This is a genomic window from Streptomyces sp. NPDC091376, assembly GCF_044757085.1.
GTDB lineage: Bacteria > Actinomycetota > Actinomycetes > Streptomycetales > Streptomycetaceae > Streptomyces > Streptomyces pratisoli.
In genome coordinates this window covers 435716-450779 of sequence record NZ_JBIVUF010000006.1, presented here as the reverse complement: position 1 = coordinate 450779, position 15064 = coordinate 435716, and the positions used below count along the sequence as shown (strand labels likewise).

General features: G+C 70.6%; 13 protein-coding genes. 7 read left to right on the top strand and 6 right to left on the bottom strand.

The features are described from left to right. The first annotated feature begins 111 nt into the window (after nucleotides 1-111). Genes ACIQMR_RS16380 through ACIQMR_RS16370 form a run of 3 tightly spaced genes read left to right on the top strand, consistent with a single transcriptional unit; the run spans nucleotide 112 to nucleotide 3168 of the window. Nucleotides 112-1149 (top strand): FecCD family ABC transporter permease, encoded by a 1038-nt coding sequence (locus ACIQMR_RS16380; protein ID WP_401386825.1) that lies wholly within the window; start codon nucleotides 112-114, stop codon nucleotides 1147-1149. Nucleotides 1150-1151: 2 nt separating this feature from the next. Further along, on the top strand, nucleotides 1152-2267 hold the full coding sequence (locus ACIQMR_RS16375) for a FecCD family ABC transporter permease (RefSeq protein ID WP_401386822.1): 1116 nt from the start codon (nucleotides 1152-1154) through the stop codon (nucleotides 2265-2267). Between the two features lie 4 nt (nucleotides 2268-2271). After that, complete coding sequence (locus ACIQMR_RS16370) at nucleotides 2272-3168, top strand: ABC transporter ATP-binding protein (RefSeq protein WP_401386819.1); 897 nt, start codon at nucleotides 2272-2274, stop codon at nucleotides 3166-3168. Between the two features lie 39 nt (nucleotides 3169-3207). Here the strand turns inward: ACIQMR_RS16370 and ACIQMR_RS16365 are convergent, their stop codons facing one another. Further along, a complete protein-coding gene (locus ACIQMR_RS16365; protein WP_401386816.1) occupies nucleotides 3208-4155 on the bottom strand; it encodes a methionyl-tRNA formyltransferase in 948 nt (315 codons plus the stop codon). A 74-nt stretch (nucleotides 4156-4229) separates the two neighbouring features. Between ACIQMR_RS16365 and ACIQMR_RS16360 the strand changes: the two genes are divergently transcribed. Beyond that, a complete protein-coding gene (locus ACIQMR_RS16360) occupies nucleotides 4230-5573 on the top strand; it encodes a lysine N(6)-hydroxylase/L-ornithine N(5)-oxygenase family protein (RefSeq protein ID WP_401386813.1) in 1344 nt (447 codons plus the stop codon). A gap of 94 nt (nucleotides 5574-5667) precedes the next feature. Here ACIQMR_RS16360 and ACIQMR_RS16355 read toward each other — a convergent pair whose 3' ends face one another. Both ACIQMR_RS16355 and ACIQMR_RS16350 read right to left on the bottom strand, forming a co-directional pair. Further along, on the bottom strand, nucleotides 5668-6318 hold the full coding sequence (locus tag ACIQMR_RS16355) for a hypothetical protein (protein ID WP_401386810.1): 651 nt from the start codon (nucleotides 6316-6318) through the stop codon (nucleotides 5668-5670). Between the two features lie 89 nt (nucleotides 6319-6407). After that, nucleotides 6408-6818: a Fur family transcriptional regulator gene (locus ACIQMR_RS16350; protein ID WP_401386807.1), complete on the bottom strand. Its 411-nt coding sequence runs from the start codon at nucleotides 6816-6818 to the stop codon at nucleotides 6408-6410. 300 nt (nucleotides 6819-7118) lie between these two features. Here ACIQMR_RS16350 and katG point away from each other — a divergent pair, with 300 nt between their 5' ends. The 3 genes from katG (at nucleotide 7119) to polX (ending at nucleotide 12693) form a co-directional block, all read left to right on the top strand. After that, nucleotides 7119-9350 carry a catalase/peroxidase HPI gene (gene katG, locus ACIQMR_RS16345; protein ID WP_401386804.1) on the top strand — a complete coding sequence of 744 codons (2232 nt, stop codon included), beginning with the start codon at nucleotides 7119-7121 and terminating at the stop codon, nucleotides 9348-9350. Between the two features lie 285 nt (nucleotides 9351-9635). Beyond that, nucleotides 9636-10961: a hypothetical protein gene (locus tag ACIQMR_RS16340; RefSeq protein ID WP_401386801.1), complete on the top strand. Its 1326-nt coding sequence runs from the start codon at nucleotides 9636-9638 to the stop codon at nucleotides 10959-10961. A 10-nt stretch (nucleotides 10962-10971) separates the two neighbouring features. Then, nucleotides 10972-12693, top strand: a complete 1722-nt coding sequence (polX, locus tag ACIQMR_RS16335; RefSeq protein WP_401386798.1) for a DNA polymerase/3'-5' exonuclease PolX — start codon at nucleotides 10972-10974, stop codon at nucleotides 12691-12693. A gap of 9 nt (nucleotides 12694-12702) precedes the next feature. Here the strand turns inward: polX and ACIQMR_RS16330 are convergent, their stop codons facing one another. The 3 genes from ACIQMR_RS16330 to ACIQMR_RS16320 are packed head-to-tail and all read right to left on the bottom strand — an operon-like array spanning nucleotide 12703 to nucleotide 15064. Next, complete coding sequence (locus tag ACIQMR_RS16330; protein ID WP_401386796.1) at nucleotides 12703-13494, bottom strand: endo alpha-1,4 polygalactosaminidase; 792 nt, start codon at nucleotides 13492-13494, stop codon at nucleotides 12703-12705. Then, entirely contained in the window at nucleotides 13491-14153 is a 663-nt protein-coding gene (locus tag ACIQMR_RS16325) for a spherulation-specific family 4 protein (protein ID WP_401386793.1), read from the bottom strand. The genes ACIQMR_RS16330 and ACIQMR_RS16325 overlap by 4 nt, the downstream gene beginning before the upstream one ends. After that, complete coding sequence (locus tag ACIQMR_RS16320) at nucleotides 14150-15064, bottom strand: NAD-dependent epimerase/dehydratase family protein (protein WP_401386790.1); 915 nt, start codon at nucleotides 15062-15064, stop codon at nucleotides 14150-14152. The genes ACIQMR_RS16325 and ACIQMR_RS16320 overlap by 4 nt, the downstream gene beginning before the upstream one ends.

Here is a 15064-nt window from a genome sequence, read left to right as displayed (position 1 = left end):
CCTAATCCAATAGGGGATCTCGCGCGAGATCCCCGAGGGCTTTGTCCGTCGGTGGGCAGCGCGCTGGTCACTGCACTACAGTTAAGGGCTGCCTAACCTAAGGAAGTTGACGTGGAGAGCTCGGTGATCCGGGCGCGACGCCCACGCGCGGTGCTCCTCGTGGGCCTGCCGGGCGCCGCCCTTCTCGCCCTGTGCGTCCTGTCCATGGTCTCCGGAGCTCTGAGCGTGCCCCTCACCCAGGTGTGGGACACGCTCTTCGGCCATGCGCCGAGCACCCGGATCGAGAACGTCATCTGGTCCGTGCGTATCCCGCGGACCGTGCTCGGGCTGGCCGCGGGCGCGGCGCTCGGACTGTCCGGATCGCTCATGCAGGCGCTCACCCGCAATCCACTGGCCGACCCCGGTGTGCTGGGCGTCACCGCTGGGGCGGCCTTCGCCATCGTGTTCGCCGTCGGTGTCCTCGGGCTCGGCTCGGTCTACAGCTACATCTGGTTCGCCTTCGCCGGAGCGTTCGCCGCGAGCGTGCTCGTCTATCTGCTCGGCGGACTGGGCCGCTCCGGTACGACGCCGGTCAAGCTCGCGCTCGCCGGAGTCGCCGTCACCTCCCTGCTGTTCTCGCTGACGAGCGCCGTCGCCCTGACCGACCCGGACGCGCTGAACCGCTACCGCTTCTGGTCCGCCGGCTCGCTCGCCGGCCAGAGCGACCACGTCCTCGGCCAGGTCCTGCCGTTCCTCGCCGTCGGCGCCGTGCTCGCCCTCGCCTGTGCGCCCGCCCTCAACAGCCTGGCCCTCGGCGACGACGTGGCCGCCTCACTGGGTCTGCGCACCGGCCTGGTCCGCGTCCAGGGCGTCCTCGCGGTCACCCTGCTCACTGGCGGAGCCGTCGCCGTCATCGGCCCCGTGGTCTTCGTCGGCCTGGTCGTCCCTCATCTCGCCCGGATCCTCGCCCAGTACGCCGGAGTCGGCCCGGACCACCGCTGGTTGCTGCCGCTCTCCGCCGTGCTCGCCCCGAGTCTGCTGCTGGCCGCGGACATCGTCGGACGGCTCCTCGCCCGCCCGGTGGAGATCCAGGCCGGCATCCTCGTCGCCTTCATCGGCGGCCCGTTCTTCATCGCGATGGTCCGCCGCCGACGACTCGCGGAGCTGTGAGCATGACCGATCTGCTGCCTGCCGAATCGTCCGGCCCCGCATCGGGCCCCGCCCCCGGGCGGACGTCCGCGCGGACCCCTGGGCGGATCACGTTCCGGCTGTCCGTCCCGCCCGTCTCCGGTGTGCTGCGACCCCGGCTGGTCGTGGTGTCCCTCGTCCTCGCCGCCGCCGGCTTCCTGGCGTTCTGCTTCGGCATGACCTTCGGCGACATCCCGTTCACCGTGACGGAGGTGATGCAGGCCGTCGTGGGCACGGGCGATCCCGGAACCGTCCTCATCGTCGAGGAGTTGCGGCTGCCCCGCGCAACGGCCGCACTGCTCGTCGGGATCGCCTTCGGCATCTCTGGTGCGCTGTTCCAGACGATGACGCTCAATCCGCTGGCCAGCCCCGACATGATCGGCATCACGCAGGGTGCGGGCGCCGCCGTCGTCGCCGGGATCGTGCTCGGCCAGGACGCGGGACTCAGCACCCAGACCCTCGGCCTGCTCGGCGCGCTCGCCGCCGCGCTGCTGGTGTACGCGCTGGCCTGGAAACGCGGGACGACGGGCTACCGGATCGTCCTCGTCGGCATCGGCGTCGCCTGGATCTGCACCAGCATCACGGACTACCTCATGGCCAGGGGCGGGCAGTTCCAGGCCCAGGCCGCCCTCGGCTGGCTCGTCGGCAATCTCAACGGCCGCGGCTGGGACCAGGTCGGCCCGCTCGCCGCGGCCATGGCCGTGCTGGTGCCCGCCTCGCTGCTGCTCGGCCGCCGGCTGCGCACCCTGCAACTCGGCGACGACGTCGCCAGGGGCCTCGGGACGGCCGTCCAGCCGGTCCGGCTGGCCGTGCTGCTGACCGGTGTCGGACTGGTCGCCTTCGGCACCGCGGCGGCCGGCCCGGTCGCGTTCGTGGCGCTCGCCGCGCCGCAGATCGCGCAACGACTCGCCCGCACCGCCTGGCCGCCGCCCGTCGCCTCGGGGCTCACCGGAGCGCTGATCGTGCTCGTCGCCGACCTGATCGCACGGAAACTGATCTCCGGTACGGAGCTTCCCGTCGGAATCGTCACCGGAGTGCTCGGCGCTCCGGTCCTGCTCTGGCTGCTCGTCCGCGCCAACCGCGCCGGCTCAGGAGGGTGAACACATGTCATCGGACACCACCAACGCGGTCCACCCGGCCGGCCCCCTCGGCCCCGCCGTCCTCGACGGGGCCGGGCCCGATCTGCGCGCCGAGGGACTGCGGCTCGCCTACGACAGCCGAGTGGTCGTCGACGGCCTCGACGTGGCCATACCACCGGGCCGGATCACCGCGATCGTCGGCGCCAACGCATGTGGCAAGTCGACGCTGCTGAGGGCCCTGGCCCGGCTGCTGGCGCCGCGCGCCGGCACCGTACGGCTCGACGGCCGCTCGGTGCAGTCCATCCCGACCCGTGAACTGGCCCGGCGCCTCGGCATCCTGCCGCAGTCACCGGTCGCGCCCGAGGGCCTGACCGTCATCGACCTCGTCGGCCGGGGCCGTTCGCCGCACCAGACCTGGTGGCGGCAGTGGTCCACCTCCGACGAACAGGCGGTCCACGAGGCGCTGCGCGCCACGGCCATGACGGACCTCGCCCACCGCGCCGTCGACGAACTCTCCGGCGGCCAGCGGCAACGGGCCTGGATCGCCATGGCCGTGGCCCAGGAGACTCCGGTCCTGCTGCTGGACGAGCCGACGACCTATCTCGACCTGGCCCATCAGATCGACGTCCTCGACCTCATCACCGATCTCAACCGGCACGAGAACCGCACGGTCGTGATGGTGCTGCACGACCTCAACCAGGCTTGCCGGTACGCCGATCACGTCATCGCGATGAAGTCCGGCAGGATCGTCGCGCAGGGCGGCCCGGGGGACGTCATCACGGCACGGACGGTGGAGGAGGTCTTCGGCCTCCGCTGTCAGGTCGCCAAGGACCCGGTCAGCGGCACACCGATGATCATCCCCATCGGACGGCATCACGACGATGCCTCGGAACCGGTCGCGGCCACCGGGACGGCGGGCTGACCGCGACCGGCCCCGAGGGGCTCAGGGGGCTCGGAGGGCTCAGGGGCGGGGCGTCAAGTACCCGCCCATGGTGCGGAAGTAGTCCGTCGCGGCGTGCTCCTCGCCGTCCTCGGTGCGCACCTTCTCGACCACCAGGCCGTGGCGGCGGCCCGACCTCGCGTCCGTTCCGGCGACGATGACGACCCCGTCGCCCTCGCGGATGAAGATCCGGCCCGGTGTGCCGCCGTAACGGCCCTGTGAGACGGCTGCGGAGACGATCCGTATGCGCTCTCCGCGGTGATGGGTGAAGGCGTTGGGGTACGGGTCGGACTGGGCGCGGACGAAGCGCTCCAGATCCTCCGCCGGCCAGGTCCAGTCGATCCTGCTGTCCTCGATCGACCGCTTGTGGAAGAAGCTGGCCCGGCTGCGGTCCTGCGGCGTCCAGACCGCCGTACCGGACTCGATCCGTTCCAGGGCGTCGACCACGATCGGGCCGATGAGGTCGACCGTCCGGTGGAAGAGGTCGGTCGCGGTGTCCCGGGGCCCGACGGGGACGGAGCGCTGCAGCACGATGTCGCCCATGTCCAGGTCGGCGTCCATGCGGTGGGCCGTGACACCGACCTCCTTCTCGCCGTTGATCAGCGCCCAGATCAGGGGGGAGAAGCCCGCGTACGACGGGAGCAGCGAGTCGTGGACGTTGAGGGTGCCGTGCGGCGGCAGATCGAAGATCTCCGGAGGCAGCCAGGTCCGCCAGTTGTTCGCCACGATGATGTCGGGCGCCACATCCCGCAGCACACGCAGGAGTTCGTCGTCACCCGGCCGGTTGCGCAGCAGCACCGGCACTCCGTGCTTCTCGGCGAGATCGGCCACCGAGTCGTCCCAGATCTTCTCGTAGGCGTGGTCGCTCTTCGGGTGGGTGACGACGGACACGACTTCGTGCTCGGAGTCCAGCAGAGCCTGCAGCGTGCGATGACCCCAGGTCTGGTAGCCGAACATGACGACCCGCATGGAACCCTCCTCAGACATTGCAAGGTAAGGCTAACCTTATCTAACATGTGCCTGCTTAGGGAGGCGATGACGCGGTGAAGACACTGCAGAGTGGGCCCGGCAGCATCTACGACGTCCTTGGTATCGGCTTCGGGCCGTCAAATCTGGCCCTGGCCATAGCCATTCAGGAGCACAACGCGCAAGTCCCCGACGGTGACCGGCTCGTGGCGGGGTTCCTCGAGAAGCAGCCACGGTTCGGCTGGCACCGGGGCATGCTCATCGACGACGCGACGATGCAGGTCTCCTTCCTCAAGGACCTGGTCACCATGCGCGATCCGACCAGCGACTTCAGCTTCCTCTGCTATCTGCGGGAGCGGGGCAGGCTGGTGGACTTCCTCAACCAGAAGACCCTGTTCCCCCTGCGCATCGAGTTCCACGACTACTTCGAATGGGCCGCCGCCCGCGTCGAGGGACTCGTGCAGTACTCCGCCGAGGTCGTCGCCGTGAAACCGGTGACGCGGGACGGTGAGGTGTGCTGGTTCGACGTCCACAGCCGGGACCCCGAACACCCCGGGCGGCTGATCGTCCGCCGCGCCCGCAACCTCTGCGTGGCCACCGGCATGGAGCCCCACCTTCCGCACGGCACCGTGCTCTCCGACCGCGTCTGGCACACCAGCGAATTGATCCCGAGGGTCGCCGAACTGCTCGGCAACGGAACCCGGGTGCGCCGGGCCGTGGTCCTCGGCGCCGGCCAGAGCGCGGCCGAAGCAGTCGACTATCTGCACCGCAGCTTCCCCGGGGCCGAGATCTGCTCCGTCTTCGCCAAGTACGGCTACACCCCGGCCGACGACAGCCCGTTCGCCAACCGCATCTTCGACCCCGAAGCCGTCGACATCTACTACCACGCCCCGCGCGACGTGAAGCAGTCGCTCTTCGACTACCACCGCGGTACCAACTACTCCGTGGTGGACATGGAGTTGATCGAGGCCCTCTCCCGCACCATGTACCAGGAGAAGGTCCAGGGCACGCAGCGGCTGCGCATGCTGAACGTCTCCCGCATCCGTGAGGTCGGGCACCGGGGGGACCGGCTGGACGTCACCGTCGAGTACCTGCCGACCGGCGAACGGGACGTCCTCACCGCCGACCTGCTCGTCCACGCGACCGGCTACCGGCCCCAGGACATGGGCGAGCGCCTCGGCGAGGTCGGCAAGCTCTGTCTGCGCGACGAAGAGGACGCCCTCCTCGTCGGCCGGGACCACCGTGTCCTGACCACCCCGAACGTCGTCTCCGACATCTATCTGCAGGGAGGCACCGAGCACACCCACGGCATCACCTCCACCCTGCTCTCCCACACCGCGGTCCGGGCCGGCGAGATCCACGCCTCACTCGTCGCCCGGCGCCTGACCGCCGCCGCCCCCAGCGACGCCGCCGGCCGCTGAGCGGGCATCGCGGGGACAGTGATCGTCCTCGGCCCGGTCCGGAGCCGGCCGTGAAGGGATCCCCCCGCGTCCCGGCAGCCCGGGTGGCGGTGGGTCAGGTGAGCTTGAAGAAGAGCGTGTCCTGGGTGTACCAGCCGACATGCTTCGTGGCGTACTCCCACTCGCCGTGCTCGAAGTCGAGTTTGGTGATGAGTTCCTGAACGTCGTACCGGAAGTCCGGGTCCATCCGGTCGAGGACGGCGCGGTAGGCGTCAGCGGCGGGCTTGGTCCTGGCCAGCGGCAAGTGGCCGATGGCCGGGTAGCCGTCCAACGAGTGGGGGATGTACGGGAAGTCGTCGGGCGGCCCGCCGTAGAGGTAGCCGTGCGGCAGGAGGTCGGCGGGCACGCCGAGACGGCGCATCTCGTCGTCCACCAGGCCGAAGAACGTCGAGGGCTTCGAGTAGGTGCCGAGATGGGACGGGTCGGACGCGTTGCGGTCGATGATGATCTGCAACGCGGTGTGGTAGGCGTTCCCCGCACAGCGCGAGTCCGAATCGGTCCGCCCGTCGATGAGCTGATCGAGCGCCTCGGGTATGGACAGGCCCCAGTCGAGCCCCTGGTGATCGAGGTCGTCCTGGTGCGCCTGTGCGAGCTTGCGCATGTTCGCGTGGCGGCGCAGCTGATCCGTCGTCAGGTTTCCCTTGCTGCCCAGAAAGGCCAGGACGTCGGCCTTGTCCGCGGTGGAGTACGCGATGTTGTGACTCATGATCGCCATGATGCCAAGCACCACTGACATCCGGTGTGCGGGCCCTGACTCCAGGGGTGCTGACCCTCGATCAGGGATCCGGACAGGCCCTAGGCGCAGGAGGGGCACAGTCCGCGGTAGACGACCTGGACCTCGGACACGGTGAAGCCGAAGCGTGCTTCCGGCGGGAGGCCGGTCAGCGGGTCGCCGGTCGGGTGGACGTCGCGGATGGTGCCGCAGCCGGAGCACACCAAGTGCTGGTGCGGATGGTGTGCGTTGGGGTCGTAGCGCTTGGCGCGGCCGTCGGTGGAGACCTCCATGACCTCGCCGAGGGAGACCAGTTCGCCCAGGGTGTTGTAGACGGTCGCCCGGGAGATCTCCGGCAGCCGCAGGGCCGCGCGGGCGTGCACCTCGTCGGCCGTGAGATGCACGTGGTCGCCGTCGAGGACCTCCGCGACGACACGCCGCTGGGAGGTCACCCGCCAGCCACGCTCTCGCAGTCGCTGCAGCAGGTCACTCATGTCGGTTCACCTGTTCAGGCTCGGTGGGATACCCGAAGTTTACTGATCGATGTCCGGGATCCGATGACATATGGATTCGGCGAGCTTCTTGACCTGGACTCTGTCCATCGTAGGATCGGATCCGGCGATAGCCAAGGGAGCAGAAGCCTCCGATGCGGCAGGAGAACGAGGCATGACGGGGTGCGGGACCCGCAGGCCGCCTGACCCTCCGAGCGGGGCCCGTGCTCCGACCGTTCCACCGCCCTGCTCCACCGCCGGCAATCTCTGAGCACCATGATCCGTCAGCCCGGAAGGATTCCCATGGCCGAGAACCCCGATGCAATCGTCACGGACGCCAAGTCGGAGGGCGGAGGTGGCTGCCCGGTCGCGCACGGGCGCGCCCCGCACCCGACCCAGGGCGGCGGAAACCGCCAGTGGTGGTCGGATCGCCTCAATGTGAAGATCCTCGCCAAGAACCCCGCCGTGGCCAACCCGCTGGGCGAGGACTTCGACTACGCCGCGGCGTTCACCGCCCTCGACCTCCCGGCCGTGAAGCGGGACATCGCGGAGGTGCTGACGACCTCGCAGGACTGGTGGCCCGCCGACTTCGGCCACTACGGCCCGTTCATCATCCGGATGGCCTGGCACAGCGCGGGCACCTACCGGATCAGCGACGGCCGCGGCGGGGCCGGGGCCGGTCAGCAGCGCTTCGCCCCCCTCAACAGCTGGCCCGACAACGGGAACCTCGACAAGGCCCGCCGCCTGCTGTGGCCGGTCAAGAAGAAGTACGGCCAGGCGCTGTCGTGGGCCGACCTCATGATCCTCTCCGGCAACGTCGCCCTGGAGTCGATGGGCTTCGAGACTTTCGGCTTCGCCGGCGGTCGTGAGGATGTGTGGGAGCCCGAGGAGGACGTCTACTGGGGTCCCGAGACCACCTGGCTCGGCGACGAGCGCTACAGCGGCGACCGCGAGCTGGAGAACCCTCTCGGCGCGGTCCAGATGGGCCTCATCTACGTCAACCCGGAGGGCCCGAACGGCAACCCGGACCCACTCGCCGCGGCCCGCGACATCCGGGAGACCTTCCGCCGGATGGCGATGAACGACGAGGAGACCGTCGCCCTGATCGCGGGCGGCCACACCTTCGGAAAGACCCATGGCGCGGGCCCGGCGGACGCTGTGGGCCCCGACCCCGAGGCCGCCCCCATCGAGGAGCAGGGCTTCGGCTGGCGGAACAGCCACGGCACGGGCAAGGGCGGCGACGCGATCACCAGCGGTCTCGAGGGCATCTGGACGAACACGCCGATCACCTGGGACAACACCTTCCTGGAGATCCTCTTCGGCTACGAGTGGGAGCTGTTCAAGAGCCCCGCCGGCGCCAACCAGTGGCGGCCGAAGGACGGGGCGGGAGCCGGCAGCGTCCCCGACGCCCACGACCCGTCGAAGAGCCACGCGCCGACGATGCTGACGACCGACCTCTCGCTCCGGTTCGACCCGGCCTACGAGCAGATCTCGCGGCGTTTCCTCGAGCACCCCGACGAGTTCGCGGACGCCTTCGCCCGCGCCTGGTACAAGCTGACCCACCGCGACATGGGCCCGATCGTGCGCTACCTCGGCCCGGAGGTCCCGGCCGAGACACTGCTGTGGCAGGACCCGCTCCCCGAGGTGACGCACGACCTCGTCGACGCCGCCGACATCGCCTCCCTCAAGGACCAGATCCTCGGCCAGGGCCTGTCGGTGTCCCAGCTGGTGTCGACCGCGTGGGCCTCGGCCTCGACCTTCCGCGGCAGCGACAAGCGCGGCGGCGCCAACGGTGCGCGCGTCCGCCTCCAGCCGCAGAGCGGATGGGACGTCAACGACCCCGACGAGCTGGCGACGGTGCTGCGCGCCCTGGAGGGGATCCAGCAGTCCTTCAACGCCGCCCGGACCGGCGGCAAGCAGGTCTCGCTGGCCGACGTGATCGTGCTCGCCGGCGCCGCGGGCGTCGAGAAGGCGGCCAAGGACGCCGGTTTCGACGTCGAGGTCCCCTTCACGCCGGGCCGCGCCGACGCGTCGCAGGAGCAGACCGACGTGGAGTCGTTCGCCGCGCTGGAGCCCACCGCCGACGGATTCCGCAACTACCTCGGGAAGGGCAACCGGCTGCCGGCCGAGTACCTGCTCATCGACCGGGCGAACCTGCTGACCCTGAGCGCCCCCGAGCTGACGGTCCTCGTCGGCGGCCTGCGTGTCCTGGGCGCGAACCACCAGCAGTCGCCGCACGGCGTCCTCACCACGACGCCCGGGTCGCTGACCAACGACTTCTTCGTCAACCTGCTCGACCTGGGTACGACGTGGACGGCGACGTCCGGCGACGCGAACACGTTCGAGGGCCGCGACACCGCCACGGGCGAGGTCAAGTGGACCGGCACCCGGGCCGACCTCGTCTTCGGGTCGAACTCCGAGCTGCGCGCACTCGCGGAGGTGTACGCGAGCGACGACGCCAAGAAGAAGTTCGTGAACGACTTCGTCGCGGCGTGGAGCAAGGTGATGGACCTCGACCGGTTCGACCTCGTCTGACCACCGCGACCACCGCGACCACCGCGTTCACTGGGACCACCGCGACCGCTCCGACCGATCATCCGGTCATTCACGGTCGTCACGGTCGTTCCGGTCAGGACTGTCCAGGCCGGCCCTCGTCGGCCGGCCTGGACGTCCGCGGTCCGAAGGACCGCCACATCCCCGCCCTCGGTGCCCGGGCGCCCGTTCGCACCCGTCCTCACCTGACCGGCCCACCACCGTTCGCGCGCCCCTCTTCACCGGGTTCTGCTGTTGTCAGCCTGCCCGACAGCGGAGGAGAGCGGCATGCCGGACGGAACCACCGGCTCCGAGGGACGTGAACTGGAGCAGCTGAGGGCACGCATCGCGGCACTGGAAGCGCAGAAGCCGGCGCCACGCGCCCCCCGGCACCGGCTGCGCTCGACCCTGGCCGCGCTGCTCATCGTCATCGGTTGCCTGCTCGCACCCCTGAGCGTCGTCGCCCGATGGACCCACAGCGAGATCGGCGACACCGACCGGTACGTCCAGACCGTCGCGCCGCTCGCCTCCGACAAGGACGTCCAGGCCGCGGTCTCGGCCCGCGTCACCAACGTCGTGATGGAACACATCGACCTGACCAAGCTGTTGGAGGAGGTCGCGCCGGCCGACCGGCCCAGGCTGGACCAGCTGATCGGCGGGCTCGGAGGCGCCCTGGAGAACGCCGTCCGCAGCTTCGTCCAGGCCAGGACGCAGGACATCGTGGCGTCCAACGCGTTCAAGACCATCTGGACCGACGCGAACCGCATGATCCATGCCGCGGTCGACAAGGCACTCACCGGCAGCGGCGGAGGCGCCATCGAACTCACCGACGACGCCGTGCAGATCGACCTCGCCCCCGTGATCGACCAGGTGAAGCAGCGGCTGGTGGGCGACGGGCTGACGATCGCGCAGAAGATCCCCGAGATCCACACCAGCTTCACCGTCTTCCAGTCGGAGGACATCGGCAAGGTCAAGACCGGCTTCCGGCTTCTCGAACTCGCGGCCACGTGGCTGCCGATCGTCGGCATCGTCTTCATCGCGGCGGGAGTCCTGCTCTGCGCCCACCGCCGCAAGGCCCTGGTCGCCGCCGCCCTGGGCGTCGCGTTCGCGACACTGCTGCTCGGCGTGGCACTGACCGTCTTCCGCGTGGTCTACCTGGACTCCCTGCCCCAGGGCGTGTCGCAGCCGGCCGCCGAAACCGTGTACGACACGCTGATCCGTTTCCTGCGCACCGCCGTCCGCAACGTCGTGGCACTCGGTGTGGTGGTCGCGCTCGCCGCCTGGCTCTCCGGCCCCGGGCGGTACGCCGGCCTCGCACGCGGGCTGTGGACGTCCGGAATCACGGCGACCCGCACCACCGCGAACCGCGCGGGTCTGCGCACCGGGCCCGTCGGCCCCTGGGTACGCCGCTACCGGACATGGATCACCTGGGTACTGGTGGCCGCCGCCGTGCTGGCGTACCTGCTGTGGTCGTTCCCCACCGGCTGGGTCGTCCTCGGACTCGCGCTCGCCCTGCTCTTCGCCCTCGCGATCGTCGAGTTCCTGGCGCAGGACGACGAAGGTCCCGCCCCCGACCCTGCCGAGCCCCGGGGCGCACATCCACCGGCCGTGTGACGCCGGACCCATGGCCAGGGCAAACGAAGAGATCGAGGCGCTCCTCCAGGAGTACGCCGACCTCATCGCCATCACCGGCGGTGACGCCTTCCGGGCGCGCTCCTACGAGAAGGCCGCACGCGCGATCGGCGGACACCCCACCGATGTGTCCACGCTCGACGCCAAAGGTCTGCGGGAGATCCCCAACGTCGGCAAGTCCATCGCCGACAAGATCACGGAGTATCTGACCTCCGGACAGATCTCCGTCGTGGAGGAGCGACGTCAGTCCATCCCCGCCGGCGTCCGTGAGCTGATGGCCATCCCCATGCTCGGACCGAAGAAGGCCCTGGTGCTCTACGAGGAGCTGGGGATCTCCTCCGTGGACCAGCTCCTCGACGCCATCCACGAGGAGCGGCTGCGCGATCTCAAGGGCTTCGGCGAGAAGACCGAGGAGAACCTCCTCCACGGCATCGCCCTGATGCAGAAGGCCGGCAGCCGGATCCTCCTGAACGCCGCCATGGACTCCGCCGAGCAGATCGTCGCCGAGCTGTCGCGGATCAAGGGCTGCGAGGGCTGCACCTACGCGGGATCGCTGCGCCGGATGCGGGAAACCATCGGCGACATCGACATCCTCGTCGCCGCCGACGACTCCGCCCCGTTCATGGCGGCGCTCGGGGCACTCCCGTACACCGCGGAGGTCATCGCACACGGCCGGAAGAAGACGTCCATCCGCACCACCAAGGGCCTCCAGGTCGATCTGCGGGTCCTGCCCCCGGACTCCTGGGGCGCGGGACTGCAGTACTTCACCGGCTCCAAGGCGCACAACATCCGCACCCGCGAGATCGCCGTACGGCTGGGGCTCAAGCTCTCCGAGTACGGGCTCTTCGACGCCGAGAGCGGCGAGCGGATCACCTCGGCGACCGAGGAGGAGATCTACGAACGGTTCGGCCTGCCCTGGATCCCGCCGACCCTGCGCGAGGACCGCGGCGAGATCGCGGCCGGGCTCCGCGGCGAACTCCCCGACCTGGTGACCGAGGACGACATCCGGGGCGATCTGCACACCCACACCGACCTCACCGACGGTCTCGCCCCGCTGGAGGAGATGATCGCCCGGGCGGCCGCGCGCGGATACTCCTACTACGCGGTCACCGACCACGCACCGGATCTCGCCATGCAGCGCATGACGAAGGAGAAGATGCTCGCCCAGCGCGAGCGCGTCCGCGCGCTGGACCGCAAACACCGCGGAATGCGGCTGCTGCACGGTACGGAACTCAACATCGGGCCCGAAGGCGAGGTGGACTGGCCGGGCGACTTCCTCGCGGACTTCGACATCTGTGTGGCCTCCGTGCACTCCCACTTCAACCAGAGCCGCCACGCGCTCACCCGCCGACTCGTCCGCGCCTGCGAGAACCCGTACGTGTCCGTCATCGGCCACCCCACCACCCGCAAGATCGGCAAACGTCCGGGCATCGACGCCGACTTCGACGCGGTCTTCGAAGCCTGCGCCAGAACCGGCACCGCCCTGGAGATCAACGCCCACCCCGAGCGGCTCGACCTCGGCGACGAGGACATCCTGCGGGCGAAGCGCCACGGCGTGAAGTTCGCCGTGAACTCGGACGCCCACTCCACCACGCATCTTCCGTACATGCGCTACGGAGTGGCCACCGCCCAGCGCGGCTGGCTCACCAAGGACGACATCATCAACACCTGGACCCTGACGAAGCTGAGGCGTTTCCTGCGCCCCGGGAGCTGACCGCGCCGGTCAGCACGGCTGGCGCCACCCGTCCAGTTCCAGCCGCTTCCGCATCGAGGACAGCCCCAGACTGCGGGCCTGCGCACAGAAGTCCCGCGTGGCCAGCGCGTATTCGACATGGAAGACGGCCTTCCCCGCCCTGACGAAGGGAGTGAGCCTCCCGCACTCGCCGTACTGGGCGCACTCCTCGTTGACCGCGAAGTCGAAGTCGCGCACCAGCTCGGGGATCTGCGGCAGATCGTTCTTCAGCCCCACGGACAGACCGCGGTCATGGGCGATGCGGGCGATCATGCGGTTGTAGGCGAGCTGATGCCCGGCGGTCAGCGGGAAGCCGGTCTCGTTGAGATAGGCGTCGAGCAGATCCGGTTCGACCGCGTCGAAGCCCTTGTCGCGGCACATGTCGAACCGCTTCTCCATGAGAGGGCGGAGCACGTCCAGCCGGCGGATGTCGAGCCAGCGCTCACCGTGCCAGCCGTTGGGGGCGCCGCGCACGGCCGCCGGGAAGCCGGCCTGGTCGGGGCGGAAGCTCTCCCACGCCCCGGCGTTGATGTAGCAGATGACCTTGCGGCCGTCCCGGTGGAGCCGCTCGACATCGTCCGCCGAGTTCTCGAAGCCGTCGATGTCGTACACGGGAACGTCCGCGGACGCGGGGTCGGCGCGGCCGTCGAGCTGCCACTGCCAGGCTGTGCCGGGCCGCGGCTGCCACCGGGACGGGGCGGGGGACGGAGGGCCGCCGGAGCAGCCCGCGATGAGCAGCGCGGCGAGCAGTGCGCACAGCAGCGGACGGCGGGCACGGGTCATGGCATGTCTCCGAGCAGGGCGGGCGGCGGCGCCGACCAGGGATTGGGCAGGCTCTCCGCGACCGCGCAGGACACCGCCGCACCGCGCTCCTCGGCCGCCCGTGCGGCGATCGCCGCCAGCGCGGGCGGGACTTCGTACACCAGGTGGCAGAACCGCTCGGCCGGATGACGGGCCGTCCAGCGCGGGCGGGTGAAGGACGACAGATAGACCGTCCAGGGGCCTTCGAACGTCACCAGGACGTCGGCGAGGCGGGCGTAGCCGGGCGCCGGATGCACGCCGTGGTTGAGCACGACCGTACCGGCGCCGCGCTGCCGCGCCGCGCGCACCAGACGGCGGCAGCCGGGCAGGGCGGACCGGTCGGCCGGCACCTGGTCGAAGAAGCAGCCGTCGGTGTCGTACCACTCACGGTGCCGGTCCAGATCGCGGATCACCGCGGAGCCGGGCCGTACTCCGTAGTCCAGATCGACGTAGCCGAGGACGCGGGTGCCCGCCGCCCGCAGCGCGCGGGCGGCGGAGACGAACGCCGGGTCCGGAGCGGTGCCCGGACCGTCCGCCGCGTTCAGCACCACGCCGTAGACCCGGTCCCCGGCGGCCGCGAGCAGCCGCCAGGCGTCCGGGTCCCGTGCGGGGTGCACGTAGAGGGGCACGAGCAGGGTCACGGCACCGGGTCCGGTTCCTCGGCGGCGCCGACCGAGGCCCACAGGGCGACGAGCGCGTCCGTCAGCGTGAAACGGGGCTCCCAGCCGAGGGCCGCCCGGGCGGCCGAGATGTCGGAGCACTGCCAGGCCACCCCCGCGGAGCGTGCGGAGCCGACTCCGGCCTCGTCGATCCGGCCCCGGAACCCCGCCACGCCCACCAGCCCGTGCACCAGGTCCCGGATGGGGACGGCCCGGCCCCCGCCGACGTTGAGGACGCGCGGCAGCGGCCCGGACGCCGTCGCCGCCAGCACGGCCGCCCTGGCCAGGTCCCGTACGTCGACGAAGTCGCGGTGGGCGGAGAGATCGCCGAAGCGTACGACCGCGTCCGGATCCGTGCCCGCCCGGCGCAGCCGCAGGGCCGTGCCGCCGGGCAGGCTCAGCGGCCCCGCACCCGGCCCGACCGGATTGCCCACGCGCAGCACGACCGCGTCGAGCCCCGACGAGACGACGGCGACCGTGCCCGCCAGCTTGGTCGCCCCGTAGGAGGTGAGCGGGCGGGTCGGGGCGTCCTCGGTGACCCGTACGCCGTGCTCACCCGCCCCGTACTCCGCGGCCGAGCCGAGATGGACCAGCCGGGCCGTCGGCGCGGCCTTTCGCAGTGCCGCGCACAGCACGGCCGGCCCCCGGGCGTTGACCTCGGCGTCCGTCACCGGGTCGGCGCCGAGTGCACCCGCGCAGTTGACGACCGCGTCGGGGGAGAGGTCCGCGAGGGCCTCGGCCAGCCGCCCCGTGTCGGCCGTGGCGAGGTCCACGCGGAGATCGGAGGCCGGATCACGGCCGGCACCGAACAGCCGCACGCCGCCCAGCGCGCGGAACTGCTCGGCGATGTGTCTTCCCAGGTACCCGGTGTGGCCCAGGACGAGGATGCGCAT